General features: G+C 59.4%; 17 protein-coding genes and 2 rRNA genes. 12 read left to right on the top strand and 7 right to left on the bottom strand.

Translation table 11 applies throughout. The annotated features are described in order from the left end of the window. From HBO41_RS27295 to HBO41_RS27260, 8 genes are all read left to right on the top strand, one after another. Positions 1–107: ribosomal RNA gene (locus tag HBO41_RS27295) — 23S ribosomal RNA — on the top strand; the annotation flags it as partial. A 157-nt stretch (positions 108–264) separates the two neighbouring features. Then, positions 265–380: ribosomal RNA gene (gene rrf, locus HBO41_RS27290) — 5S ribosomal RNA — on the top strand. A 160-nt stretch (positions 381–540) separates the two neighbouring features. Beyond that, positions 541–3,993 (top strand): exodeoxyribonuclease V subunit gamma, encoded by a 3,453-nt coding sequence (gene recC, locus HBO41_RS27285; protein WP_169988477.1) that lies wholly within the window; start codon positions 541–543, stop codon positions 3,991–3,993. Next, complete coding sequence (gene recB, locus HBO41_RS27280) at positions 3,990–7,664, top strand: exodeoxyribonuclease V subunit beta (protein WP_169988475.1); 3,675 nt, start codon at positions 3,990–3,992, stop codon at positions 7,662–7,664. The genes recC and recB overlap by 4 nt, the downstream gene beginning before the upstream one ends. Further along, positions 7,661–9,730 (top strand): exodeoxyribonuclease V subunit alpha, encoded by a 2,070-nt coding sequence (gene recD / locus HBO41_RS27275; protein ID WP_169988473.1) that lies wholly within the window; start codon positions 7,661–7,663, stop codon positions 9,728–9,730. The genes recB and recD overlap by 4 nt, the downstream gene beginning before the upstream one ends. Before the next feature lie 142 nt (positions 9,731–9,872). Continuing rightward, positions 9,873–10,439 carry a YfiR family protein gene (locus tag HBO41_RS27270; protein WP_099549471.1) on the top strand — a complete coding sequence of 189 codons (567 nt, stop codon included), beginning with the start codon at positions 9,873–9,875 and terminating at the stop codon, positions 10,437–10,439. After that, on the top strand, positions 10,436–11,698 hold the full coding sequence (locus tag HBO41_RS27265; RefSeq protein ID WP_017137979.1) for a diguanylate cyclase domain-containing protein: 1,263 nt from the start codon (positions 10,436–10,438) through the stop codon (positions 11,696–11,698). The genes HBO41_RS27270 and HBO41_RS27265 overlap by 4 nt, the downstream gene beginning before the upstream one ends. Positions 11,699–11,702: 4 nt before the next feature. Next, on the top strand, positions 11,703–12,194 hold the full coding sequence (locus tag HBO41_RS27260) for an OmpA family protein (protein ID WP_017137978.1): 492 nt from the start codon (positions 11,703–11,705) through the stop codon (positions 12,192–12,194). 293 nt (positions 12,195–12,487) lie between these two features. Here HBO41_RS27260 and HBO41_RS27255 read toward each other — a convergent pair whose 3' ends face one another. From HBO41_RS27255 to HBO41_RS27245, 3 genes are all read right to left on the bottom strand, one after another. Beyond that, positions 12,488–12,778, bottom strand: coding sequence for a DUF3077 domain-containing protein (locus tag HBO41_RS27255; protein WP_138449622.1), 291 nt, complete (start codon positions 12,776–12,778; stop codon positions 12,488–12,490). Between the two features lie 627 nt (positions 12,779–13,405). Further along, entirely contained in the window at positions 13,406–15,202 is a 1,797-nt protein-coding gene (locus tag HBO41_RS27250) for a glycosyl hydrolase family 28-related protein (RefSeq protein ID WP_169988471.1), read from the bottom strand. Positions 15,203–15,319: 117 nt separating this feature from the next. Further along, a complete protein-coding gene (locus HBO41_RS27245; protein ID WP_138449619.1) occupies positions 15,320–16,267 on the bottom strand; it encodes a LysR family transcriptional regulator in 948 nt (315 codons plus the stop codon). A 350-nt stretch (positions 16,268–16,617) separates the two neighbouring features. Between HBO41_RS27245 and HBO41_RS27240 the strand changes: the two genes are divergently transcribed. Further along, positions 16,618–18,135, top strand: a complete 1,518-nt coding sequence (locus tag HBO41_RS27240; RefSeq protein WP_017137972.1) for a CoA-acylating methylmalonate-semialdehyde dehydrogenase — start codon at positions 16,618–16,620, stop codon at positions 18,133–18,135. A 15-nt stretch (positions 18,136–18,150) separates the two neighbouring features. Beyond that, entirely contained in the window at positions 18,151–19,038 is an 888-nt protein-coding gene (gene mmsB, locus HBO41_RS27235; protein ID WP_169988469.1) for a 3-hydroxyisobutyrate dehydrogenase, read from the top strand. A gap of 48 nt (positions 19,039–19,086) precedes the next feature. Here mmsB and HBO41_RS27230 read toward each other — a convergent pair whose 3' ends face one another. Both HBO41_RS27230 and HBO41_RS27225 read right to left on the bottom strand, forming a co-directional pair. After that, a complete protein-coding gene (locus HBO41_RS27230) occupies positions 19,087–20,337 on the bottom strand; it encodes an OprD family porin (RefSeq protein ID WP_017137970.1) in 1,251 nt (416 codons plus the stop codon). Between the two features lie 105 nt (positions 20,338–20,442). Continuing rightward, positions 20,443–20,787: a cupin domain-containing protein gene (locus HBO41_RS27225; RefSeq protein ID WP_003230905.1), complete on the bottom strand. Its 345-nt coding sequence runs from the start codon at positions 20,785–20,787 to the stop codon at positions 20,443–20,445. A gap of 372 nt (positions 20,788–21,159) precedes the next feature. On the opposite strand from HBO41_RS27225, the gene kynB reads away from it, so the two are divergent. Together kynB and kynA are read left to right on the top strand one after the other, a co-directional pair. Continuing rightward, positions 21,160–21,810 carry an arylformamidase gene (kynB, locus tag HBO41_RS27220; protein ID WP_017137969.1) on the top strand — a complete coding sequence of 217 codons (651 nt, stop codon included), beginning with the start codon at positions 21,160–21,162 and terminating at the stop codon, positions 21,808–21,810. Next, positions 21,807–22,664: a tryptophan 2,3-dioxygenase gene (gene kynA, locus HBO41_RS27215; protein WP_017137968.1), complete on the top strand. Its 858-nt coding sequence runs from the start codon at positions 21,807–21,809 to the stop codon at positions 22,662–22,664. Before kynB ends, kynA begins: the two co-directional genes overlap by 4 nt. A 177-nt stretch (positions 22,665–22,841) precedes the next feature. Here the strand turns inward: kynA and HBO41_RS27210 are convergent, their stop codons facing one another. Next, positions 22,842–24,245 (bottom strand): amino acid permease, encoded by a 1,404-nt coding sequence (locus HBO41_RS27210; protein ID WP_017137967.1) that lies wholly within the window; start codon positions 24,243–24,245, stop codon positions 22,842–22,844. Positions 24,246–24,316: 71 nt separating this feature from the next. After that, entirely contained in the window at positions 24,317–25,324 is a 1,008-nt protein-coding gene (gene antC, locus HBO41_RS27205; RefSeq protein ID WP_169988467.1) for an anthranilate 1,2-dioxygenase electron transfer component AntC, read from the bottom strand. Positions 25,325–25,385 lie beyond the last annotated feature (61 nt).

Genomic DNA, 25,385 nt, shown 5'->3' with positions numbered 1-25,385 from the left:
TGAGTTCCCTGAAGGGCCGTCGAAGACTACGACGTTGATAGGTTGGGTGTGTAAGCGCTGTGAGGCGTTGAGCTAACCAATACTAATTGCCCGTGAGGCTTGACCATATAACACCCAAGCAATTTGACTACTCGAAAGAGCATCAGATTGCGGTGTGTGAAGACGAGATGAACCGAAAGTTCGACGCTCACAAAACACCGAAAGCTGTCACATACCCAATTTGCTGAAGCGAAGCCATCTGGCTACGACTCAGTACCCGAATTTCTTGACGACCATAGAGCATTGGAACCACCTGATCCCATCCCGAACTCAGTAGTGAAACGATGCATCGCCGATGGTAGTGTGGGGTTTCCCCATGTGAGAGTAGGTCATCGTCAAGATTAAATTCCGAAACCCCATTTGCGAAAGCAGATGGGGTTTTGTTTTGGGCGGTCGAAAAGCGTGGGCACGCAATGTATCAAGCGTTTCCCTGTTGCAGCCTGCCACCGCCTTCAATGCTAAAGTCCATGCCTCGATTTTGCTTTTCCCAAGGAAGCCGTTATGCCGGATGCGACGTCCCTCAGCGCTGGATTCATGGTGGTTCACGGCAACCGCCTGGACGAACTGCGCAGTCTGGTAGTCAGCTGGATGCGCCGTTATCCCCTGGCTCCTCTGGAAAACGAAATTGCTCTGGTCCAAAGCAACGGCATTGCCCAATGGCTCAAGTTGGCCTTGGCAGAAGATCCGGAAGAAGATGATATGGGCGGCTGTGGCATCGCCGCGGCTATCGATGTGCAACTCCCCGGTAGCTTCATGTGGCAGCTCTATCGCATGGTTTTGGGCAAAGACGAAATCCCGCCCAAATCCCTGCTCGATAAGGCCCCGCTGACCTGGCGCCTGATGCGCCTGCTCCCGGAGCTCATCGACCAACCGCACTTCGAGCCCCTGCAGCGCTTTCTCACCGACGACACCGACCTGCGCAAACGCTATCAACTGGCCGAACGCCTGGCCGACTTGTTCGACCAATACCAGGTCTACCGCGCCGACTGGCTGGAAGATTGGGCCGCCGGTCGCCATCAACTGCGCAATGGCCGAGGCGAAGCAAAGCCCCTGAACCCGGCAAATTGTTGGCAGGCCGAACTATGGCGTGCACTGCTATTGGACGTTGGCGAAGAGGGCATGGCCGAAAGCCGTGCCGGTGTTCACCAGCGTTTTATCGAGCGGATCAACACCCTCGAAAAAGCCCCTCAGGGGCTGCCGTCCCGAGTCATCGTTTTCGGCATTTCATCCTTGCCCGCCCAAGCGCTGGAAGCACTCGCCGGCCTGGCACGCTTCAGCCAAGTCCTGCTGTGCGTACACAACCCTTGCCGCCACCACTGGTCCGACATCGTCGCCGACAAAGACCTGCTGCGTAACGAGTACAAACGCCAGGCGCGCAAAGCCGGCATGCCAGTCACCATCGACCCGCAAACCCTGCACCAACATGCGCACCCGTTGCTGGCCGCTTGGGGCAAACAGGGCCGCGACTACATTAGCCTGCTGGACAGCTACGACGACCCCAACAGCTACCGCGCCGCCTTCCGTGATGGCCGCATCGACCTGTTCAGCGACAACGACCCCACCACGTTGCTCAACCAATTGCAGGACGACATCCTCGAACTGCGCCCACTCAATGAAACCCGCGAACTGTGGCCGGGCGTCGATCTAAATCACGACAGCTCCATCCGCTTCCACGTCGCCCACAGCGCCCAACGCGAAGTGGAAATCCTCCATGACCAATTGCTCCAACGCTTCAGCGCCGCCCCCACACTGCGCCCGCGTGACATCATCGTCATGGTCCCCGACGTCGACAGCTACGCGCCGCACATCCGCGCCGTCTTCGGCCAGCTTGAGCGAAACGACCCACGCTTCATCCCGTTCACCCTCACCGACCAAGGCCAACGCGGCCGCGATCCGCTGCTGATCGCCGTCGAACACCTGCTAAAACTTCCAGATAGCCGCTTCCCCGTCAGCGAAATCCTCGACCTGCTCGACGTCCCCGCCTTGCGCGAACGTTTTGCCATCAAGGAGCGTGATCTGCCCACGCTGCACCGCTGGATCGAAGGCGCCGGCATTCGCTGGGGCCTCAACGCCGAACAGCGCGCCGGCCTCGGCCTTCCCCAGGAGCTTGAGCAAAACAGCTGGCGATTCGGCCTGCGCCGTATGTTGCTGGGCTATGCCGTGGGCACTGGAATCGCCTGTGACGGTATTGAGCCCTACGATGAAATCGGCGGGCTGGACGCCGCGTTGATCGGCCCACTGGTCGCCTTGCTCGATGCGCTAAACCACGCCCATCAAGCCTTGTCACAACCGGCAAGCCCCCCAGAATGGGGCGAGCGCCTGCAACGCCTGATGCAGCTGTTCTTCCTGCCCAGCAGCGAGCACGACGACTATCTACTCGGCCAACTCGAACAGCTGCGAGAAGACTGGCTGGAAACCTGCGAGTCCGTCGGCCTGCAGGACGAGTTACCTCTTACCGTCGTCCGCGAAGCCTGGCTCGCCGGCCTCGACCAAGGCCGCCTGTCCCAGCGCTTCCTTGCTGGGGCTGTCAATTTCTGCACCCTGATGCCCATGCGCGCCATCCCGTTCAAGCTGGTCTGCCTGCTCGGCATGAACGACGGCGACTACCCGCGAGCCCAACCGCCGCTGGACTTCGACCTGATGGGCAGCGACTACCGCCCCGGCGACCGTTCACGCCGCGAAGACGATCGTTACCTGCTGCTCGAAGCGCTGCTGTCCGCCCGCGATCAGCTCTATATCAGCTGGGTAGGCCGCAGCATCCGCGACAACAGCGACCGCCCTGCCTCGGTATTGATCGGCCAATTGCGTGACCACCTCGCCAGCGGCTGGCATAACGCAGACACACAAGAACCGTTGCTGGAAGCCATGACCCAGGAGCACCCACTCCAACCCTTCAGCGCCCGCTATTTCCACGAAGGTGATGCGCTGTTCAGCTACGCCCGCGAATGGCAATTGCTCCATCAAGCACCCGTGGCCACGGCTACAGAAGAACACTTGGCAGAGCACCACCAGGAAGAACCTCTGAGCCTCGGTCAGTTGCAAGACTTTGTGCGCAACCCCGTCAAACACTTCTTCAGCCAGCGTCTGAAAGTGTTCTTCGAAGCCGCTGAAGTCCCGCTGGCCGATGAAGAACCTTTCGTTCTCGATGCCTTGCAACGCTACAGCCTCAGCGACAGCCTGCTCAATGCAGCCTTGGCCCAGCCCGATCACATAGACCAGGCCCTGAATGCCCAAGCCCTGCGCCTGCAAGGCAGTGGCCTGCTGCCCATGGTCGGTTTCGGCGAATGCCTGCGTAATGAATTGGTCGAGCCATTGCCCGATCTACTGCAGCGTTATCAACACTTACTGGCGCTCTGGCCTACGCCACAAACCGCTGCCGAACCGATCAGTTTTGAGCATCAAGGCATTGAACTCGAAGGCTGGATCAGTGGCCTGCATCGGCGCAGTGATGGCGGATTGTTAAGCGTCACCACCATCCCCAACAGCATTGGCTCGATCAAGACCCGCAAGTGGCATCGACTGATCCGCCCGTGGGTCAATCATGTGGTGGCCTGCGCCTGCGGCTTGCCACTCAGTACCGGGCTGGTCGCCAGTGACGACACCTTGCTGCTGGCCCCGCTGGAAAAAACCGTCGCCCAGGAACTACTCGGCAACCTTTTACTGGCCTGGCACACCGGCATGCGCAAACCACTGCCCGTCGCCGTGAAAACCGCCTTCGCCTGGCTCGGCCAAACCGACCCCGACAAGGCCCAGGCGGCAGCCAGCAAAGCCTACGAAGGTGACGGCCTGACCACCGACGGCGAACGCCGCGAAACCCCGGCGCTCACCCGCCAATTCCCGGATTATGCCACGCTCATCGCCAGCGAAGAATTCGAAGGTTGGGCCGAAACCCTCTATCGGCCCTTGATCAACGCCCCATGGCGATCACTCAGCAGCGAGGAGGCCAGCGCATGATCAGTAAACCTTTGGCCCTGGCCTTCCCACTCAAAGGCAGCCAGCTGATTGAAGCCAGCGCCGGCACCGGCAAGACCTTCACCATTTCCGCCCTGTACCTGCGCCTGGTGCTTGGTCACGGTGGTGAAGAATCCGGCTTTGGTCGTGAACTGCTGCCACCGCAAATCCTGGTGGTGACCTTCACCGACGCCGCCACCAAAGAGCTGCGCGAACGCATCCGCATCCGCCTCGCCGAAGCCGCGCGGTTCTTCCGCGACGAAATTGAGCAACCGGACGCCCTGATCGCCGACCTGCGTGACCAATACCTGCCCGAGCAATGGCCTGCCTGTGCCAACCGCCTGGACATCGCCGCCCAATGGATGGACGAAGCTGCCGTCTCGACCATCCACAGTTGGTGCCAGCGCATGCTGCGCGAACACGCGTTCGACAGCGGCAGCCTGTTCACCCAAACCCTGGAAACCGACCACAGCGACCTGCTCGGCGAAGTGCTGCGCGATTACTGGCGGCTGTTCTGCTACCCAATGCACGACGATGCGCTCAACTGGGTGCGCAAAAACTGGAGCGGCCCCGCCGCGCTGATGCCACGCGTGCGCGCGCTGTTCGGCAGCGAACGGCCCACCGATGAAACCCGTGAGCCGGCCGAATTGATCAACGCTTGCTTGCAAGAACGCCGCCAAGCGCTGGTCGCGCTCAAGGCGCCCTGGCAACAATGGGCCATCGAGCTGCGCGATATCTGCCTGCAAGCCGTCGCCGCCAAAGCCGTCGACGGCCGCAAGATGCAGGCGCGTTACTTCGAACCCTGGTTCGAAAAGATCAGCGCCTGGGCCGCTGACGAAACCCTCGAACAACTCGACATCGGCACCGGCTTCACCCGCCTTACGCCCGATGGCATGGCCGAAGCCTGGAAGGGCGAGCCGCCGCGCCACCCTGGCATCGACGCCATGGCCAGCCTCAAGGCCAGCCTCGACGCGCTGCCAACCCCCGATGCCGCCGTGTTGCAACACGCCGCCGGTTGGGTCGGTAAACGCTTCGAAGAAGAAAAACGCCGCCGCGCCGAAATGGGCTTCGACGACATGCTCATCCGCCTCAACGCCGCCCTGCAAGCCGACGGCGGCGAGCGCTTGGCCAATGTGATCCGTGAGCAATTCCCGGTCGCCCTGATCGACGAATTCCAGGACACCGACCCGGTGCAATACAGCATCTTCGACAGCATCTACCGCATCGAAGAAAACCACCTAGACAGTGGCCTGTTCCTGATCGGCGACCCCAAACAGGCCATCTACGCCTTCCGTGGCGCCGACATCTACACCTACCTGCGCGCCCGCCAGTCCACCACCGGCCGCCATCACACCCTGGGCACCAACTTCCGTTCCAGCCACGCGATGGTCGAGGCGGTCAACCATGTGTTCCAGCGTGCCGAGACCGGCCGTGGCGCGTTCCTGTTCCGTGAGCGAAATGGCGACAACCCGGTGCCGTTCCACTCGGTGTTGTCCCAAGGCCGCAAAGAGCAGTTGCAAGTCGATGGCCAAACCTTGCCGGCGATGAACCTCTGGCACCTGCCCACCGATCAGCCGATTTCCAACGCGGTCTATCGCCAACAACTGGCGGCCGCCTGTGCTACGCAAATTGTTGAGTTGCTCAATGGCGGGCAGCAGGGCCGCGCGGGTTTCCTACAACCGGATGGCAGCTTAAAAGGCGTACTACCGTCAGACATCGCCATCCTGGTGCGCGACGGCAAGGAAGCCCAAGCCGTGCGCGCCGAACTGGCCGCCCGTGGTGTACGCAGCGTTTATCTGTCTGACAAGGATTCGGTGTTCGCCGCTCAGGAAGCCCATGACCTGCTGGCCTGGCTCAAGGCCTGCGCCGAGCCGGACGTCGAGCGCCCACTGCGCGCCGCCCTGGCCTGCGTCACCCTGAACCTGTCACTGGCGGAACTGGAGCGTCTGAACCAGGACGAACTGGCGTGGGAAACCCGCGTGATGCAGTTCCGTGGTTATCGCGCGATCTGGCGTACCCAAGGCGTGCTGCCGATGCTGCGACGCCTGCTGCATGATTTCAAACTGCCGCAAACCCTGATCGCCCGCAGTGACGGCGAACGCGTATTGACCAACCTGTTGCACCTGAGCGAACTGCTGCAACAGGCCGCGTCAGAGCTGGATGGCGAGCAAGCATTGATTCGCCACCTGGCCGAACACCTGGCACTGTCGGGCCAGGCCGGTGAAGAACAGATTCTGCGCCTGGAAAGCGACGAACAACTGGTCAAGGTGGTGACCATCCACAAATCCAAGGGCCTGGAATACGACCTGGTCTTCTTGCCGTTTATCTGCTCGGCCAAGCCGGTGGATGGCAGCCGTTTGCCGCTGCATTACCACGACGAACAGGGCAAATCCCAAGTCAGCCTGCGGCCGACCGCCGAGCTGATTGCCCAAGCCGACGACGAGCGCCTGGCCGAAGACCTGCGGTTGTTCTACGTCGCCCTCACGCGTGCCAAACACGCGTGCTGGTTGGGCATTGCCGACCTCAAACGTGGCAATAACAGCAGCTCGGTCTTGCACCTGTCCGCGCTGGGTTATCTGCTCGGTGGCGGTGCCTCGTTGGGCGAATCCGCTGGTCTGGCGCGCTGGCTGCTGGACTTGCAGGAGGGCTGCGCTGCCATCCACTACACCCACGTGCCCGACGCGCAATACAGCCTGTTCCACCCGCCGCGTAACGAGGCTACCTTGCTGGCACCGTTACTGCCCGCGCGCAAAGCCGCTGAAAACTGGTGGATCGCTTCTTACAGTGCGCTAAGAATTGGCGACAGCATGAGCGCCGCTAATCTAGAAGCACCAGAAAGCCCACAAGCCCAGAAGCTGTTCGACGACGAACGCCTCGACCCCGACGCACCGCGTGAAGTGGCAGCGTCTGGCGGCGACATTCACCGTTTCCCACGTGGCCCTAACCCCGGCACCTTTCTCCATGGTCTGTTGGAATGGGCGGGCGAGGAAGGCTTCAACGTGACGCCCGAGGCCATCGAAAAAGCCGTGGGCGCCCGCTGTAATCGGCGCAACTGGGAAGGCTGGATCGTCACCCTCAGCGGCTGGCTCGGCCATTTGCTGCAAACGCCGCTGCCGGTAGATAACGATCTAGTCGCCCTCAGCAGCCTGCAGCACTACCAGATCGAAATGGAGTTCTGGTTCGCCAGCCACAAAGTCGACGTGCTGGCCCTCGACAAGCTAGTGTGCCAGCACACCCACAACGGCGTGTCCCGAGTGGCCGCCGAACCGGTGCTGCTCAACGGTATGTTCAAGGGTTTTATCGACCTGACGTTCGAACACGACGGCCGTTATTACGTGGCCGACTACAAATCCAACTGGCTCGGCCCTGACGATTCGGCCTACACGCAGGACGCCATGGAACAGTCGATCCTCGAGCATCGGTACGACCTGCAATACGTACTTTACCTGCTGGCCCTGCACCGCCAGTTGAAGGCACGCCTGCCGGATTACGACTATGACCGCCATGTCGGCGGTGCGCTGTACCTGTTCCTGCGGGGCACCCAGGCCACCAGCCAGGGCGCGTACTTCACCCGGCCGCCACGTGAGCTGATCGAAGGCTTGGACCTGCTGTTCCAGGGCAAACCCATACCGCCCAAGGTTGAGCCCGCCTGGGAACAAGGAGTGCTGCTATGAGCCTGTCGCCCTTACCGCTTGAGGAGTTGATGCCACTCAGTCGCGCCGCCGACCTGTTGCAGTTGTTGGAACGCTGGGTTGAGCGTGGCTGGCTGCGCGCATTGGACAAAGCCTTCGTCGGTTTCCTCCACGAACTCGACCCGCAGGCCGACCCGCTGGTATTGCTGGCCGCCGCACTGACCAGCCACCAATTGGGCCATGGCCACGTCTGCCTGGACTTGTTCGAAACCCTTAAAGCGCCAGACTTTGCCCTGTCATTGCCACCCGAAGGCGACCTGCAAACCGGCGCCATGTTGCTGCCCTCGCAATTGCTCGACGGCCTTGATGGCGCCCACTGGTGCCAGGCGCTGGCCGCCAGTCACTTGGTCGCGCTGGCTGTTGATGGCACTGAATCGGCCCAGAGCCGCCCGCTGGTGCTGTCCGGCAAACGCCTGTATTTGCGCCGCTACTGGACCTACGAACGGCGCATCGACACGGCGTTGCGCCTGCGCCTGGCCACCCAGGAAACCGTCGGCACTGACTTGCCGCAGCGCCTGAACACCTTGTTCGATCAACCGCCGCCGGACGGCGTGATCGACTGGCAAAAACTCGCCTGCGCCCTGGCCACACGCGGTGCCTTCAGCATCGTCACCGGCGGCCCCGGCACCGGCAAGACCACCACTGTAGTGCGCCTGCTCGCGCTGCTGCAGGCCCCGGCGGTAGAGGCCAACAGCCCATTGCGCATCCGCCTCGCGGCGCCCACGGGCAAAGCCGCCGCACGCCTCACCGAATCCATCAGCCAGCAAGTACTCTCGCTGAATGTGCCGGACAGCGTGCGGGAAAAAATCCCCACCCAGGTCACCACGGTTCACCGCCTGCTTGGCAGCCGCCCCGGCACGCGACATTTTCGGCATCACCTCGGCAACCCGTTGCCATTGGATGTGCTGGTGGTGGACGAAGCCTCGATGATCGACCTGGAAATGATGGCCAACCTGCTGGACGCGTTGCCGCCCCACGCACGCCTGGTATTGCTCGGGGACAAAGACCAACTCGCTTCGGTCGAAGCCGGCGCCGTGCTCGGCGACTTATGCCGTGATGCCGAAGCCGGCTGGTACAGCCCCGACACGCGCCAATGGCTGCAAGCGGTCAGCGGCGAAGACCTCAGTGCCAGCGGCCTGCAGGAAGATCTCGATGGCAGTCATCCGCTCGCCCAGCAAGTGGTCATGCTGCGCTATTCGCGACGCTTCGGCGAAGGCAGTGGCATCGGCCAACTGGCGCGTTGGGTTAACCAGCAAAATGCCGAAGAGGCGCGCAGACTGCTTGCCGCGCGCAGCCACAACGACCTGTTCTGCCTCAGCCTCAAGGGCGAACACGATCACGCGCTTGAGCGCCTGGTGCTGGACGGGCAGGGCGACGACGCCCAGGGTTATCGCTATTACCTCAACCTGCTGCACAGCGCGCGCCCGGCCCTCGACACAGCGCGCGAAGACGCCGCCTGGACCCACTGGGCGCAACAACTATTGCAAGCCTTCGACGCCTTCCAACTACTCTGCGCCGTGCGCAAAGGCCCATGGGGCGTGGAAGGTTTAAACCAGCGCATCACCGCCGCCTTGCGCAAAGTGCGGCTGATCGAAGGCGATGACCAATGGTACGAAGGCCGCCCGGTATTGATGACGCGCAACGACTACGGCCTGGGCTTGATGAACGGCGACATCGGCATCGCCCTCAAACTGCCCGAAAGCGACGGCGGCCCACAGGTGCTGCGTGTGGCTTTCCCACGCAACGATGGCCAGGGTGGGGTGCGTTTTGTACTGCCCAGCCGTCTGAATGATGTGGAAACCGTGTACGCCATGACCGTGCACAAATCCCAGGGCTCCGAATTCACTCACACGGCGCTGATCCTGCCCGATGCGCTGAACCCGGTGCTGACCAAAGAGCTGATCTACACCGGCATCACCCGCGCCAAACGCTGGTTCAGTTTGATCGAACCGCGAGGCGGGGTGTTTGAAGAAGCGGTGCGGCGCAAGGTCAAACGCCTGAGCGGGTTGATGCTGGAGTTGGATGCCGCCCTCGATAAAACTGACTGATTGGTCATTAAATATTTCTGGTTTAGTTGTCTGATTTTTCTGAAAATATAGCGGGCTTTGATAAACCCCCAGTTCGTGGGGTTTTCCGCCGCTGTGCTATCGTTGCGGCATCACCCTGTAAAATATTTGAGAGAATTGCTGCATGAACGTGGCTGTCTCGCCCACAGAGCGCAGTTTGAGCTGGAGACGCATGTTACTGGTGGCGGTGCTATGCCTGCTCGCCCCGCGTGTATTTGCGCAGACGCCCAGCCTGGCGGATCACCGCGCCCAGGCGGTCACCCAAGTGGTACTCGGCATCCTCAGTTATGCCCGTTGGCCGGTGGAGCCTGCACAACTGCGCTTGTGCATCGTCGGCCCCACCCAATACACCGACGACCTTGTCAAAGGCACCACCCAGGCCACTGGCCGCCCGGTGGTGGTGCAGCGCCTGCTGGCCGATAATCCCGATATCGTCAGTGCCTGCGACGCCATTTACATCGGCAAACTCACCGCCGATGAACGCAGCCGCCTGTTCACCTCATTGATCGGCCACCCGGTGCTCAGCATCAGCGAAGGCGGCGACCAATGCACCGTGGGCAGCCTGTTCTGCCTGCGCGTGGGCGATGAGCAAGTGTCGTTCGAGGTCAACCTGGATTCCGTCGCCCGTAGCGGCGTGCGCATCCACCCCAGTGTGTTGCAACTGTCCCGACGTCGAGCGCCAGCGCCATGAGAACCGCTAAAGCGCGGCCGACCTTGCGTTCGGTCATTGGCCGTGGGCATTTGATCCTGGCACTGGTGGCCGTGACCCTGGCCAGTGTATCGCTGACCCTGCTCGGTGTGCTGGCGCTGCGGGTGTATGCCGAACACAACCTGCACCTGATCGCGCGCTCCATCAACTACACCGTGGAAGCTGCGGTGGTGTTCGATGACAGTGCCGCCGCCACCGAAGCGCTGAGCCTGATTGCATCGACTGAAGAAGTGGCCCAGGCCGAAGTCTTCGACGCCAACGGCAAGCTGCTGGCGCAATGGGTACGGCCCGAAACCGGCATGCTCTCCAAGGTCGAGCTGGCGGTGGCGCACACCCTGCTCGAACAGCCTATCAGCCAGCCGGTCCTGCACCAGGGCCAGCCCGTCGGCAGCATTCACTTGGTCGGCCATGGCGGCAGCCTGCTGCGCTTTTTGCTCAGTGGCCTGGCCGGGATTCTGATTTGTACCGCGCTCAGCGCCTGGGTTGCGTTGTACCTGGCGCGGCGTCTGTTGCAAGGCATCACCCAACCGCTGCAAAGCCTTGCCGCCGTGGCCCACGCCGCCCGCAGCGAGCGCGATTTCGACCGCCGTGTGCCACCGGCGCAGATCGCCGAACTCGATAGCCTCGGCAGCGACTTCAACGCCTTGCTCGGTGAGATGGAAGCCTGGCAAAGCCACCTGCAAAGTGAAAATGAAACCCTCGCCCACCAAGCCAGCCACGACAGCCTCACCGGCTTGCCCAACCGCGCGTTCTTCGAAGGCCGCCTGATTCGCGCACTGCGCAGCGCCGCCAAGATCAATGAGAAAGTGGCGGTGTTGTTCCTCGACAGCGACCGCTTCAAAGACATCAACGACAACTTTGGCCACGCCGCCGGCGATGCCGTGCTGGTCGCCGTCGCCGAACGCGTGCGTGCGCAGCTGCGTGAGGATGACCTGGTGGCGCGCCTGGGCGGTGATGAATTCGCGATCCTGCTGGCGCCGCTGCACAAGGCCGAGGATGCCCAGCGCATTGCCGACAAGATCATTGCCAGCATGGACAAACCAATCCCGTTGCCCGGCAATACCCAGGTGCTGACCTCCCTCAGTATCGGCATCGCCATCTACCCCGATCATGGCGCCACTCCCGGCACCCTGCTTAATGCCGCCGACGCGGCCATGTACCAAGCCAAGCGGCTGTCTCAAGGCGGCCAGCAAACGGCGGAGGCGGAGCCTACCGCTGCCAACGTTCAACACAGGAGTTGATCCCTTGTTCTCGAAAACGCGTGTTCTGTTTATCACTTTACTGGTGGCCTTCCTGGCCCTCGGCGGCTGCCAGACGCCGCCGCCCAAAGGCCTGACCCCGGCGCAAGTCGCGGTCCTCAAACAACAAGGCTTTGAACTCACCGACGAAGGCTGGGCCTTCGGGTTATCCGGCAAAGTGCTGTTCGGCAGCGACGTCGAAAGCCTCAACAAAGCCAGCACCGACATCGTCGAACGCATCGGCAAAGCCCTGACGGGCGCCGGTATCGACCGCGTGCGCGTAGACGGCCACACCGACGCCTCGGGCAAAGAAACCTACAACCAGCAACTGTCCCTGCGCCGCGCCAAAAGCGTGGGCAAGGTGCTGACCAGCGTGGGCATGAAAGAAGAAAACATCCAACTGCGCGGCCTGGGCAGCAGCGAACCGGTGGCGTCAAACACCACCGTGGCAGGCCGCACCGAGAACCGGCGCGTGTCGATCGTCGTGATTGCCGACTAAGCACCACACTCAGTTCCAAAGTGGCAATGCGGACAACTGTGGGAGCTGGCTTGCCTGCGATAGCGGTGTATCAGCAGTAGATAAGCTGCCTGACCCACCGCCATCGCGGGCAAGCCAGCTCCCACACTTATTTGTGCCAGACCTGAATCCTGTGCCCGCCGTAGTTCAAGTGTGGGAGCGGGCTTGCCCGCGATGGCGGTGGTTCAGACAATGATTTACTCACTGACCCTCCGCTTTCGCGAGCAAGCCCGCTCCCACATTTTGTTTTGCAGTGTGCTTGCTGGCGTGTTCGCTTAGCTGCTCGGCGTCATCGCTTGCGTCAGGTCATCCACCACGGCTTTGCCCATCTCACACAGGTAGTGTGCGGCCCAGGCGTATTGTTCGCCGCGTACATCCATGGCGGCTTCCATGGCGAGTTTTTTGGAGTAGAACAGCAGGGTGGACGCATGTTCCAGGGCTTGCTCGATGGGCATGCCGGAGTTGACGCGGAACAGCGGTTTTTGGTTTTCGCCGTAGTCGCCGAAGGTGACAACGCCGAGGGTGGTGATAGAGGACAGCGGTGGATCGGGGACGATTTTTGACATGATGTTTCCCAAATTTGCAGTAGGGGTCACCACGGCATGTCGCTAAACATGAAGAGGTGGCAGCTGTACACGGGTTAGCGAACCGGTAAATTTGGGAACCCGGCAGACCCGAAGGTCTCCCGCGTACAGCCGCCATAAAACGGTAAAGACAGGCAAGAAGCCTGGCAATACTTTGGCATCACATCCCAACTAATCCGAGTCGCTAAACCCGATCGCTGATGAGCAGCGAAGTCAGGAGGCTAGTGACCCAAACGGTAAGGCGCAATAGGGTAGAGAGTCTCTAGGAAATGTCCTGCAAATTAAAGCGAATCTTCGCTGATGGCCTTTTAATCCGCAGGACCACAACCTCCGCGTTTCTTTGCTAAGCGACGCGTATTCCTACTTCGCTTGCTCTTCTCACCAAGCAGTATCACTATAGGCATAACCGCACCTTTTTGTGCGGTGACAGTGAGATCCACATCGTCCATTTTTTCTAAGAGAGTCTGATAGGTCGATGGTTAAATAAGCATGGTTGCCATCAGTTTGTTCCACCTTGCCCCTGAGTTCTTTCGAGCAGTTGCGCTTATGTCTATAAAAAAGCAAGCCAGCCCTCGAGGTTTTCAGGGGCAAGCCTATTGTCACTTGACCTTAAGTGGGAGAGGCACTCTTAAAACTCAATCGAGTAGAAGATACAAGTAAATCAAGTGCGGTGGATGTATCTTGGAATACTTGCATACTTACCTGGTCTCCTTTATTTAAAGAAAGTTCAACGGTTAAGCCGAGGTAAGTGTTGTTTCCACCTCCGGTAGCATTTTTAGATTCATTCATTACCTCCACGCCATTCACGTTGACTCTAATTAATCTTGTGCCAATTGAGTTGGCAGTAAAGTTGGCGTTGGCAGTTACCGTGTACCTATTGGTGATAGGGGCGGTGATGTAAGTTGCGTGTGTTGGATCGTGTAGGGCGCTTGGATCAAAAATGGCCGCAGTGAAATCGACATCGGTCAGCACGCCCTGAGTAATTGATTGCTTAGTATTTAGACCTATCACACAACTGAAGTGCTCTTGTTGTGGAATGGCTTCGATATCATCTTGGAAGAGGTTGCCTTCAGCGTGAAAGTTATAGGCGTTCATGTTGTCAAGGCCGAATTTAATATAAGGGCGGCCACTGGATGCAGCGTAATTCCCATACCCTTTAAAGCCAGATGAACGCACATTCAGCTTCTGCTTACCAGCAACAGAAGACGTGAACGTAGCAAAGATGTTAGTGATGGTGAAGTTTTTATCGCTGACTCTGTTGAATGAGCAAGAGTCTATATTGTGAACGCAATGGTTAGGGTTTAAAGTAGCATCCGGTGCATTGCTCGCGCTTACCCACACATCAGCAATACCATTGTTCTGCTCAAAGTAGACGCCGTTAAGGTTAGCACCTACGCCACCTTGCACACCGCAGTCCTGGAACAATAGGCCGAAACCTTTACCGTCTCCATCGATTCCGTTACCTTCTATATCCCCGCCGTAGAAGTTAATGCAAGAACCTTTAACAAAGGCGGCACCATACGTTTTATTGCCAGCAATTTGGCAGCCAATAAAGTCAAGTCCATTGGGGGCTGTACTATTGATAAGCCTAGGGCTACGCTGTTCAGCAATAAGCCCTCTGTTATTCCAATGGATAATAATTTTTTGAAATGAAGAGAAGTCCGCATCCAGAAGCTTTAAACCAAAATCCAGCAGGGTGAGTTCAATGTCTTGCATGAACATATGCTGGCAAGTGTCTTGGTAAAAGCCAATAGATCCAGATACCTGATTGCCCTTAATGGCGAATCCGGAAAATACTTGAAACATTTGCGATGGGATTGCTCCAGAACCGGTGCCGCCAGTAACCTTTATACAAGCGTCGGTGCCCGTAAATTCAAAGCGGCACGTTTGGATGCCGCTTCCGCGCATATCGATTTTGCGGGTGTCAGTGAATTCGGTGGAACCACTAAGATCAAAGTTTAGAGTTTTGCTAATAAGGTATTTGCCGGAAGGGATACGGATTTCAATACCGGCTGTTATTGCAGCGTTAATGCAGTTTTGAAATGCAACTGTATCGTCTGTTTTTCCATCACCTTTGCAACCGAACTGACGTGGATTGTAGAAAGGAAGACTCGACGCTTTCCACCGTCCACCATCGGTTGGATTAACCAGGATTGTTCCTCCATTATCAGCGGAAACAGTATCGGTTGGATCCAGTTGATAATCTACGCCACCGCCACCCGTAAAGGAAGTCGTACCATAGTCAAATGTACGAGCGTACGGTGCGCCGGTATTAGACAATTGGCGAATAGCAGTTGCGCTTTTACTGGGCAGAATGACATTTAGTGACTCTGAAGTTCCTGGGGTGCCTTGTGGTTCTAGGGAGCCTGGTTCTCCATTTGGAGAAAAAACAGATGAATCTGTCATGCTATACATCCTGTAGTAATTTGATATTGAATATAAAGCAACCTTTCTTGAGTAAACAAGAAGAAAGCTCGTTATGTGTCACCTATATATTGCTTCGAGCAAGATCAACTGCGCACCTCAGTCCGAAAACTTCATCTCCCTTGTCGTTCCCATCAACAACCCCGCGTTCTGCTCCGTCACTTCCCTGATGTAATCCCACAACAGCGTAATCCGCTTCAGCTTCCGCAAATCCTCCCGGCAATACATCCAAAACTGCCGCGTTATCGCAATCTGCTCGCCCAGCACCGGCAACAACCGTGGATCCTGCGCCGCCAGAAAGCACGGCAAAATAGCCATCGACCGGCCCTGCTGCGCCGCCACGTACTGCGCGATCACGCTGGTACTGCGCAAACTCGCGCTGGCGCCGGGCACCACGTTTGCCAGGTACAACAGCTCCGAACTGAACGCCAGATCATCCACATAGCTGATAAATGGATGCTCGGCCAAATCTGCCGGTTTGCGGATCGGCGGGTGTTGGTCGAGGTAGTCCTGGGTCGCGTACAGCTGCAGCTTGTAGTCGCACAGTTTGCAGCACACATACGGCCCGTGTTCCGGGCGTTCCAGGGCGATCACTATGTCGGCTTCGCGCTTGGACAGGCTGATGAAGTGGGGCAGGGGCAAAATATCCACCGAGATTGCCGGGTAAGTGTCGACAAAGTGGCTGAGCTGCGGCGTGACAAAAAAGCTGCCGAAACCTTCGGTGCAGCCCATGCGCACATGGCCGGACAGCGCCACGCCAGAGCCGGACACCTGCTCGCAGGCCATGTGCAGCGTGCTTTCGATGGACTCCGCATACCCCAGCAAACGCTGGCCTTCGGTGGTGAGCACGAAGCCGTTGGTCCGGGATTTTTCGAACAGCAATGTGCCGAGCGACACTTCCAACGAACTGATGCGCCGCGACACGGTGGTGTAGTCCACCGCCAGGCGCTTGGCGGCGACGCTGGCCTTGCGGGTGCGGGCCACTTCGAGGAAAAACTTCAGGTCATCCCAGTTCAGGGAGCCCAATGACGTGATGTTTTTTTGCATATTGGACCGGCTTTTATGTGCGTTCTTATTAGAGATTTGCACATCTATACTCCAAAAACAGTCCGAACGCCTCATTCTTCAAGGCGATAGGGGTGTGCTCTCAATAGATGGCGGATCGCGTTGGAGCTGTGATTGTGTCAGGCAAGGCGCGGGACGAAGAGGATGCTTCTGCCTCTTCAAGTCCCGCAACGCAGACTGGCGCGATCACAGCTCCAACCCGCAGGGCCAAGTCCCAAATGAAAGTGTTAGGGATGAACCGGATTTACGCTGGGACGCAGGCGCGACCGTCAGCTATTGAGAGCACACCCCTGGCCTTGGTTCTCTGCACAAATATAAGATTTGGAGACCACATGAACGCTTCTGCCAATATTTCCGTGCAACAGGTCAAGTTGCTGATCAAGGGTGAATGGGTCGAATCCAAGACCACCCACTGGCAAGACATCGTCAACCCGGCCACTCAAGAGGTGCTGGCCAAAGTCCCTTTCGCCACCGCCGATGAAGTCAACGCCGCCATCGACGCTGCCCATCAAGCTTTTCAAACCTGGAAGCTCACGCCGATCGGCGCACGCATGCGCATCATGCTCAAGCTGCAAGCCTTGATCCGCGAACATTCCAAGCGCATCGCCGTAGTCCTGAGCGCCGAGCAGGGTAAGACCATTGCCGACGCCGAAGGCGATATTTTCCGTGGCCTGGAAGTGGTCGAACACGCGTGTTCTATCGGCACCTTGCAGATGGGCGAGTTCGCTGAAAACGTCGCCGGTGGCGTCGACACCTACACCCTGCGCCAGCCGATCGGCGTGTGCGCAGGCATCACTCCGTTCAACTTCCCGGCGATGATTCCACTGTGGATGTTCCCGATGGCGATTGCCTGCGGTAACACTTTCGTGCTCAAACCGTCCGAACAAGACCCTCTGTCGACGATGCTGCTGGTAGAGCTGGCGCTGGAAGCCGGTGTGCCGGCCGGCGTGCTCAACGTGGTGCACGGCGGCAAGGATGTGGTGGATGCGCTGTGCACCCATAAAGATATCAAGGCAGTTTCTTTCGTCGGTTCGACCGCCGTTGGTACCCACGTGTACGACCTGGCCGGTAAACACGGCAAGCGCGTGCAGTCGATGATGGGCGCCAAGAACCACGCCGTGGTGCTGCCGGACGCCAACCGCGAACACACCTTGAATGCCCTGGTCGGTGCCGGTTTCGGCGCGGCAGGCCAGCGTTGCATGGCCACCTCGGTGGTGGTGCTGGTGGGCGCGGCCAAGCAGTGGCTGCCGGATTTGAAAGCGCTGGCGCAAAAACTCAAGGTTAACGCCGGCAGTGAAGCGGGCACGGATGTCGGCCCGGTGATCTCCAAACGCGCCAAGGCCCGCATTCTGGAACTGATCGAAAGCGGCGTGAAAGAAGGCGCCAAGCTGGAGCTGGACGGCCGCGACATCAAGGTGCCGGGCTTCGAACACGGCAACTTCGTCGGCCCGACCCTGTTCTCGGGCGTGACCACTGACATGCAGATCTACACCCAGGAAATCTTCGGCCCGGTGCTGGTGGTGCTGGAAGTCGCCACGCTGGATGAGGCCATCGCGCTGGTCAACGCCAACCCGTTCGGCAACGGCACTGGCCTGTTCACCCAAAGCGGTGCGGCCGCGCGTAAGTTCCAGAGCGAAATCGATGTAGGCCAGGTCGGTATCAACATCCCGATTCCGGTGCCAGTGCCGTTCTTCAGCTTCACCGGTTCGCGCGGTTCCAAGCTCGGCGACCTCGGCCCGTACGGCAAGCAAGTGGTGCAGTTCTACACCCAGACCAAAACCGTCACCAGCCGCTGGTTCGACGACGACACGGTCAACGATGGCGTCAACACCACCATCAACCTGCGCTGATTTGGGGATACGACCATGAAGATTGCATTTATCGGCCTGGGCAACATGGGCGCGCCCATGGCCCGCAACCTGATCAAGGCTGGCCATGCGCTGAACCTGTTTGATTTGAACCAGACAGTGCTCAAGGAGTTGGCCGAACTGGGCGGCACCATCAGCGACTCGCCGCGTGATGCGGCCAGCGGCGCGGAGCTGGTGATTACCATGCTGCCGGCCGCTGCCCATGTGCGCAGCGTGTGGCTGAATGAAGATGGCGTGCTTGCTGGCATCGGCAAAGGCGTGCCGGCGGTGGATTGCAGCACCATCGACCCGCAAACCATTCGCGATGTGTCTGCCGCGGCGGCAAAACAAGGCGTGGTGGTGGCCGACGCACCCGTCTCCGGCGGCACGGGTGGCGCGCAAGCCGGGACGCTGACCTTCATGGTCGGCGCCACCCCGGAACTGTTCGCCACCCTGCAACCGGTGCTGGCGCAGATGGGCCGCAATATCGTGCATTGCGGCGATGTCGGCACCGGCCAGATCGCCAAGATCTGCAACAACCTGTTGCTCGGCATCAGCATGGTCGGCGTCAGCGAGGCCATGGCCCTGGGCGATGCGCTGGGCATCGACACGCAAGTGCTGGCCGGGATTATCAACAGCTCCACCGGGCGCTGCTGGAGTTCCGACACTTACAACCCATGGCCGGGCGTGATTGAAACTGCGCCGTCGTCCCGTGGCTATACCGGTGGTTTCGGCGCCGACCTGATGCTCAAGGACCTGGGGCTGGCCACCGAAGCCGCACGCCAGGCCAAGCAACCGGTAATCCTCGGCGCCGTGGCCCAGCAGTTGTATCAATCGATGAGTCAGCGTGGGGAAGGGGGTAAAGACTTCTCGGCGATCATCAACAGCTATCGCAAACCCAAGTAGGGGCGTTTCCGAGAGCCCGCGTCGGGCGGGCTCTCGGGTTTTTGCCGGTTACCACAGTGGCTTTTCGTAGCTGACGATCAAGCGTGTTTCGTCTATATCGCTTTCAAAGTTGGAGCGCATCATTGCGTTGCGTAAGCGGACTTTGACGTTTTTCAGGGTCGGATTCTGGAAGGCATAGCTCACATCGATATCCCGTTCCCACTCACGCCCGTCCGAACGGCCCGGCCCTCGGTCGACGTTGCTGCCCGATGCATAGCGCGTGAACATGGAAAGGCCGGGAACGCCCAGCGCGGTGAAGTCGTAGTCGTAGCGTACTTGCCAGGATTTTTCATCCTTATTGGCGAAGTCGCTGTACTGCAGAAAATTCACCAGTGTGGGATAGCTTCCTCTTACAGCTGCGTGGCCTGTGTTGCCTGACATGGTTTGGTAGGCCCCACCCAATTTATGCGCCCCCCATGCGTAGGTCAGCATCGCACCCACTGCGGTGTTGTCGATGTTGGTTTGGCCGTTATCGAGAGAGCGCGTGTAACGCAATTCACTTTTCAGGCTTTGGTCCTCGGCAACTGGATAGGTATGTTGAAGGCTGCCCGCGTGCTGGGTGTAGAGGTTGTCCAGCGTGCTGTAGTAGTAGCTGGCGGTGAGTTGTTTGTTGACGGCGTAACTACCGCCTGCAAAGTCGAATGCATTCGATTGATTCTTCCCACGAACCACGATATTCCTGCGTGCGCCGGTGGCGACCGCCAACGCTTCATAGTTGGTTGAGTCGACCTGGTTGACGTGGGTAATTCTGCCCACGTCCAGCGTCAGGTCTTTGAGTTCCTGGGAGCGCAGGTGCGCGCCCTTGAAAAGCTGCGGCTGCAAGCGGCCGACGTTTTTTTCCAGTATCGGTAGCGCTGGTGGGGCCAGCGCACCGATTTTCAGCGTCGTTTGGGAAGCCCTGAATTTTGCCGTAAAAGCGGCTTCGCCATAGCTGTCTTCGGCTTTGCCGGATTGACGCACCGGCAATAAGCCGGAGCGGGTTCGGTCTGCACTTGAATCAAGCTTGAAGCCCGCCATGGCGAGGACATCGACGCCAACACCCACGGTGCCTTCGGTGTACCCGGACTCAATTTGCAACGCGAAACCTTGTGCCCATTCTTCGCGCTTGGACTGCGTGGCATTGGGCTCACGGTAGTCACGGTTGAAGTAAAAGTTCTTCAGCTCAAGCTTGCCGGTGCTGTCACTGATGAAGTCAGCGAGGGCAGAGGGTGCGAGAAAAACACAGATGTTTAACACACATACTTTGGTCAGGACGTTCAATTGGGCAGCCTGCGTGAGTGGGAAGACTCATCGCAGGGTGCTTTAAAGGGGCCGGACTCACGCTAGGGAAAAACTGAAGCAGGCCGAGGATTTATCTGATGCTGCTTATGCAAACACAAAATACTTACGCACGGTCTCGACCACTTCCCACGTGCCCTTCATACCGGGTTCCACCACAAAGATATCCCCAGCCCGCAAGTGAATCGGCTCCATGCCTTCTGGTGTGATCACGCAGTAGCCTTCCTGGAAGTGGCAATATTCCCACTTTACGTATTCCACGTACCACTTGCCCGGCGTGCAGATCCAGGTGCCCATGATCTTGCTGCCGTCTTCGCTGGTGTAGGCGTTGAGGTTGACGGTGTGCGGGTCGCCCTCGAGCTTTTCCCATTTGCAGGCATCCAGGACAGGTAGCGGGTGGGTGTCACGCAGTACGGTGATGGGCTTGGACATGATGGCTCCGAGGCAGGGAAGGGAAAGATGAACCCTAAGGCCTTGGGCGTTGTGTCAGTGGTCTGAACTCGACATCGGGATGCCCAGAAGCGCAGCCGAATGCGATCTCTCAGACACTGTGCAGTCCATGTGGGAGCGGGCTTGCCCGCGATAGCGGAGTGTCAGGTACTGGAGATGCAGCTGTGCCGCCGTCATCGCGGGCAAGCCCGGCTCCCACAGGGAAAGGAGGCGCTCTTGAGTGATAGGTTTGTGCGGTAAAGCGCTATTTCCCCGCAGTAACTGCGAAAAATTTCCCGTGTTGCGCAGGAATTAGCAAGAAAATGCACGGCTGGCCCTCGTATCATTCACCCAAGAACGAGTGAGAGCCTTGCAATGAACCCAATAAAAACGTGGTGGGATATCAGCCCGCCCTTGAGCACGGCGACGCCGACCTGGCCGGGCGATACGCCGTTCCAGGAAGAGCGCGTGTGGCAGTTTGGCCCGGAGTGCCCGGTGAATGTGGGCCGCGTGACGTTTTCGCCGCACACTGGCGCCCATGTGGACGCGCCGCTGCATTACAGCGCCGACGGTGCGCCGATCGGCGAGGTGTCGCTGGATGTGTACATGGGCCCGTGCCGGGTGTTGCATTGCCTGGGCAGCGGCGCGCTGGTGCAGCCGCATCAGTTGCAAGGGCGTGTGGATAACTTGCCTGAGCGTGTGCTACTGCGCACTTATCCACAAGCACCGCTGACCGAGTGGGACTCGAACTTCACCGCCATCGCACCACAAACCATTGAGCTGCTCGCCAGCCTGGGCGTGCGTCTGATCGGTATCGACACACCGTCCCTGGACCCGCAACAGTCCAAGACCATGGATTCGCACAACGCCGTGGCCCGCCATGGCATGGCGATTCTCGAAGGCATCGTGCTTGATGATGTACCGGAGGGCGACTATGAGTTGATCGCGCTGCCGTTGCGTTTTGCCAACCTGGACGCCAGCCCCGTCCGTGCCATTCTCCGCCCGCTCAAGGAGCCCACGCGATGAGCCAGTGTCCCTTTTCACCTGATTACCAGCCGCCGGAAGAATGGCATAACGCCGAACTGAATTTTTCCGAGTCCATGAGCTACGGCGACTACCTGGACCTGGGCAAAGTCCTCAGCGCCCAGCACCCGCTGTCGCCCGATCACAACGAAATGCTCTTTATCATCCAGCACCAGACTTCAGAGCTGTGGATGAAACTGATGCTCCACGAACTCAAGGCCGCCCGCGAGCACGTGCGCCTGGGCGAGTTGCCGCCGGCATTCAAGATGCTGGCGCGAGTGTCACGGATCTTCGATCAACTGGTGCATGCCTGGGCCGTGCTGGCGACCATGACGCCGTCGGAGTACAAGGCGATTCGCCCGTTTCTGGGGCAGTCGTCGGGGTTCCAGTCGTTCCAGTACCGTGAGATCGAATTTATCCTTGGCAATAAAAGCGCAGCGCTGTTGCGGCCGCACGCGCATCGGCCAGAATTGTTGAACGAGTTGAAAGTGGCGATTGCCACGCCGTCGCTGTACGACGAGGCGATTAATCTGATGGTTAAAGCCGGGTTGGCGATTGACCCCAAGCGCGCCGAACGCGACCCGACGGCGGCCACGGTTCACGATGAGTCCGTGGAGGCGGCGTGGCGCGAGGTGTATCGCGACCCGAGTCGGTATTGGGATTTGTATCAGTTGGCCGAGAAGTTTATCGACCTGGAAGACTCATTCCGCCAGTGGCGCTTTCGGCATGTGACCACGGTGGAGCGCATCATTGGCTTCCAGCCCGGCACCGGTGGCACCGAAGGCGTGGGTTACCTGCGCAAGATGCTCGACACGGTGCTGTTCCCCGAACTGTGGCGAGTGCGTTCCACGCTCTAAACAAAAAGCCCCGGAATCCCGGGGCTGATCGTTCCCACGCTCTGCGTGGGAATGCCGCTTTGGACGCTCTGCGTCCGCTTCATGTGGGAGCTGGCTTGCCTGCGATAGCGGTCTGTCAGCCAGCTCATCCACTGACTGACCCACCGCCATCGCGGGCAAGCCCGGCTCCCACAGGGATCACCGTGCGTTCACTACCGCGTTGCTTTTTCTAATCCGCAACCGGTAGGCAATGTAGATAATCCCCACCCAAACCGGCATCGCATACACCGAGTTGTTAATCCCCGGAATCGCCAGCATCACGCTGATGATCATCACCATGAACGCCAGGCACAGGTAGTTGCTGAACGGGAACCAGAAGGTCTTGAACGACGGCGTCACGCCTTGCTCGCCCATGGCCTTGCGGAACTTGATGTGGGTGAGGCTGATCAGTGCCCAGTTGATCATCAGCGAGGCAACCACCAGCGCAAACAGCAGTTCCAGCGCACTGTGCGGCGCGACGTAGTTGACCACCACGCACAGCATCGTCACCAGCGCCGAAATGGCCAGGGCGCGAATCGGCACGCCTTGTTTGTTGAGTTTCATCAGCGCTTTGGGCGCATCGCCTTGCTCGGCCAGGCCGAACAGCATGCGGCTGTTGCAGTACACGCCGCTGTTGTACACCGACAGCGCCGCGGTCAGCACCACGAAGTTGAGAATGTGCGCGGCGGTGTCGTTACCGATCAGCGAGAAGATCTGTACAAACGGGCTGCCGCTGTAGGCATCGCCCGACGCGCCGAGTGTTTGCAGCAGTTGGTCCCACGGGTACAGCGACAGCAGCACGGTCAGCGCGCCGACGTAGAAAATCAGGATGCGGTAGACCACCTGGTTGATCGCCTTGGGGATCACTTTGCGCGGCTCGCTGGCCTCGGCTGCGGTGATACCCACCAGCTCCAGGCCGCCGAACGAGAACATGATGAACGCCATCGACATCAACAGCCCCATGCCGCCATTGGGGAAGAACCCGCCGTGGCTCCACAGGTTGCTCACCGAGGCTTGCGGGCCACCGGTGCCGCTGAACAGCAGGTAACAACCGAGCACGATCATGCCGACAATCGCCACCACCTTGATGATCGCGAACCAGAACTCGGCTTCACCGAAGAACTTCACGTTGAGGGTGTTGATCAGGTTGACCGCGACAAAGAACACCAGCGCGCTGACCCAGGTCGGAATCTCCGGCCACCAGAACTGGATGTATTTGCCCACGGCTGTCAGTTCGGCCATGCCCACCAGCACGTAGAGCACCCAGTAGTTCCAGCCCGCGAGGAAACCTGCGTAACCGCCCCAGTATTTGTGGGCGAAGTGGCTGAAGGAGCCGGCCACCGGCTCTTCGACGATCATCTCGCCAAGCTGGCGCATGATCAGGAACGCGATGAAACCGGCAATCGCGTAGCCCAGGATCATGGACGGCCCCGCCGACTTGAGCACCCCGGCCGAGCCAAGGAACAACCCTGTGCCAATCGCCCCTCCCAAGGCGATCAGCTGAATGTGCCGGTTCTTCAGGCCACGCTTGAGGCCCACCGGGTTAACCATGTCATCCGCCATTAACATTCCCTTCTACTTGTTTTTCTTGAGGGTGAGTGCACGCCGCATCAGCCCCTCAGAACTGCTGAGGGTCAGATATTACTCTGCGTAAACTTTTCGTAATACAGCTGAACGCCATCAAGTGTCTGATCCGCCAGCCATTGTTGGATGGATTCGACCATTGGAGGGGGGCCGCATACGTACATATCGGCCGAACTGTCCCGCAATTCGGCCAGGTCGAAATGTTCGGTGAGGTAACCGCGTTTGCCAGGCCACTCGGGTGACGGGGCGCTGAGCACTTCGGTGTAGCGAAAGTCGGGGATTGTCGAGGTGTAGGCTTCGATGCGTTGTGCTTCGCACAAGTCCTCGGCCCCGCGCACGCCGTAATACAAGTGGACCGGCTGGTTGCAGCCGTTGGCAGCCAGCTCATCGAGCATACCCAGCAAGGCCGACAAGCCAGTGCCGCCGGCCACCAGTATCAGCGGCCGGGTGACATGCCTGAGGTAGAAGGCACCCAATGGCGCCTCCATCAGCACTTGATCACCGACCTGGCAGCGCTCGCGCAGGTAGTTGCTCATGACACCATCGGGCAGCAGGCGCACCAGAAACTGCAGTTGATTACCCGGCCGGTTGGCGAAGGAGTACGAACGCCAACTGTCGGTGCCGGGCACCGCCAGGCGGGCGTATTGGCCGGGCAGGAAGTCCAGCGGGTTGTCCAGGGTCACCTGCAAAATCGCGGTGCTGGCCGACACCTGCTGCACTTCGCTGACCTTGCCGCGCACGTGTACCGGCCCCGGCGCGTTGCACAGGCTCGAATCAAAATCGAAGTAGAACGTAGCGTCGGACTGCACCCGCGTCTGGCAACTGAGCATCTTCCGTTGCTTGAGGTCGAGGCTGGAGAGGGCTTCGTCGTCGACATAATCCTGGGTGTAATCGCCGGACTCGCAACGACCCTGGCAGGTGCCGCACACGCCTTCGCGGCAATCGAGCGGGATCTTGATGCCGTTGCGCAATGCCGCATCCAGCAGGATTTCATTCGCGCCTACCGGGAAAAACAGGGTCTTGCCGTCGGCAAAACTGAAGGCCACTTTGTGATTCATATGTTGTTCTCCGCGCGCATAACCTGTGGCGAGGGAGCTTGCTCCCGCTGCGCACTGGAGC

It is taken from the genome of Pseudomonas sp. WS 5146, assembly GCF_012985495.1.
Taxonomy (GTDB): Bacteria; Pseudomonadota; Gammaproteobacteria; order Pseudomonadales; family Pseudomonadaceae; genus Aquipseudomonas; species Aquipseudomonas edaphica.
Note: the sequence above shows the minus strand (reverse complement) of the source record. Positions and strands in the feature narration are given on the sequence as shown.

Bases quoted from the DNA above. Each gene is read 5' to 3' on its own strand.
- recC (WP_169988477.1), top strand. From the start codon at position 541: ATGCCGGATGCGACGTCCCTCAGCGCTGGATTCATGGTGGTTCACGGC.
- recB (WP_169988475.1), top strand. From the start codon at position 3,990: ATGATCAGTAAACCTTTGGCCCTGGCCTTCCCACTCAAAGGCAGCCAG.
- recD (WP_169988473.1), top strand. From the start codon at position 7,661: ATGAGCCTGTCGCCCTTACCGCTTGAGGAGTTGATGCCACTCAGTCGC.
- HBO41_RS27270 (WP_099549471.1), top strand. From the start codon at position 9,873: ATGAACGTGGCTGTCTCGCCCACAGAGCGCAGTTTGAGCTGGAGACGC.
- HBO41_RS27265 (WP_017137979.1), top strand. From the start codon at position 10,436: ATGAGAACCGCTAAAGCGCGGCCGACCTTGCGTTCGGTCATTGGCCGT.
- HBO41_RS27255 (WP_138449622.1), bottom strand. From the start codon at position 12,778: ATGTCAAAAATCGTCCCCGATCCACCGCTGTCCTCTATCACCACCCTC.
- HBO41_RS27250 (WP_169988471.1), bottom strand. From the start codon at position 15,202: ATGACAGATTCATCTGTTTTTTCTCCAAATGGAGAACCAGGCTCCCTA.
- HBO41_RS27245 (WP_138449619.1), bottom strand. From the start codon at position 16,267: ATGCAAAAAAACATCACGTCATTGGGCTCCCTGAACTGGGATGACCTG.
- HBO41_RS27240 (WP_017137972.1), top strand. From the start codon at position 16,618: ATGAACGCTTCTGCCAATATTTCCGTGCAACAGGTCAAGTTGCTGATC.
- mmsB (WP_169988469.1), top strand. From the start codon at position 18,151: ATGAAGATTGCATTTATCGGCCTGGGCAACATGGGCGCGCCCATGGCC.
- HBO41_RS27225 (WP_003230905.1), bottom strand. From the start codon at position 20,787: ATGTCCAAGCCCATCACCGTACTGCGTGACACCCACCCGCTACCTGTC.
- kynB (WP_017137969.1), top strand. From the start codon at position 21,160: ATGAACCCAATAAAAACGTGGTGGGATATCAGCCCGCCCTTGAGCACG.
- kynA (WP_017137968.1), top strand. From the start codon at position 21,807: ATGAGCCAGTGTCCCTTTTCACCTGATTACCAGCCGCCGGAAGAATGG.
- HBO41_RS27210 (WP_017137967.1), bottom strand. From the start codon at position 24,245: ATGGCGGATGACATGGTTAACCCGGTGGGCCTCAAGCGTGGCCTGAAG.
- antC (WP_169988467.1), bottom strand. From the start codon at position 25,324: ATGAATCACAAAGTGGCCTTCAGTTTTGCCGACGGCAAGACCCTGTTT.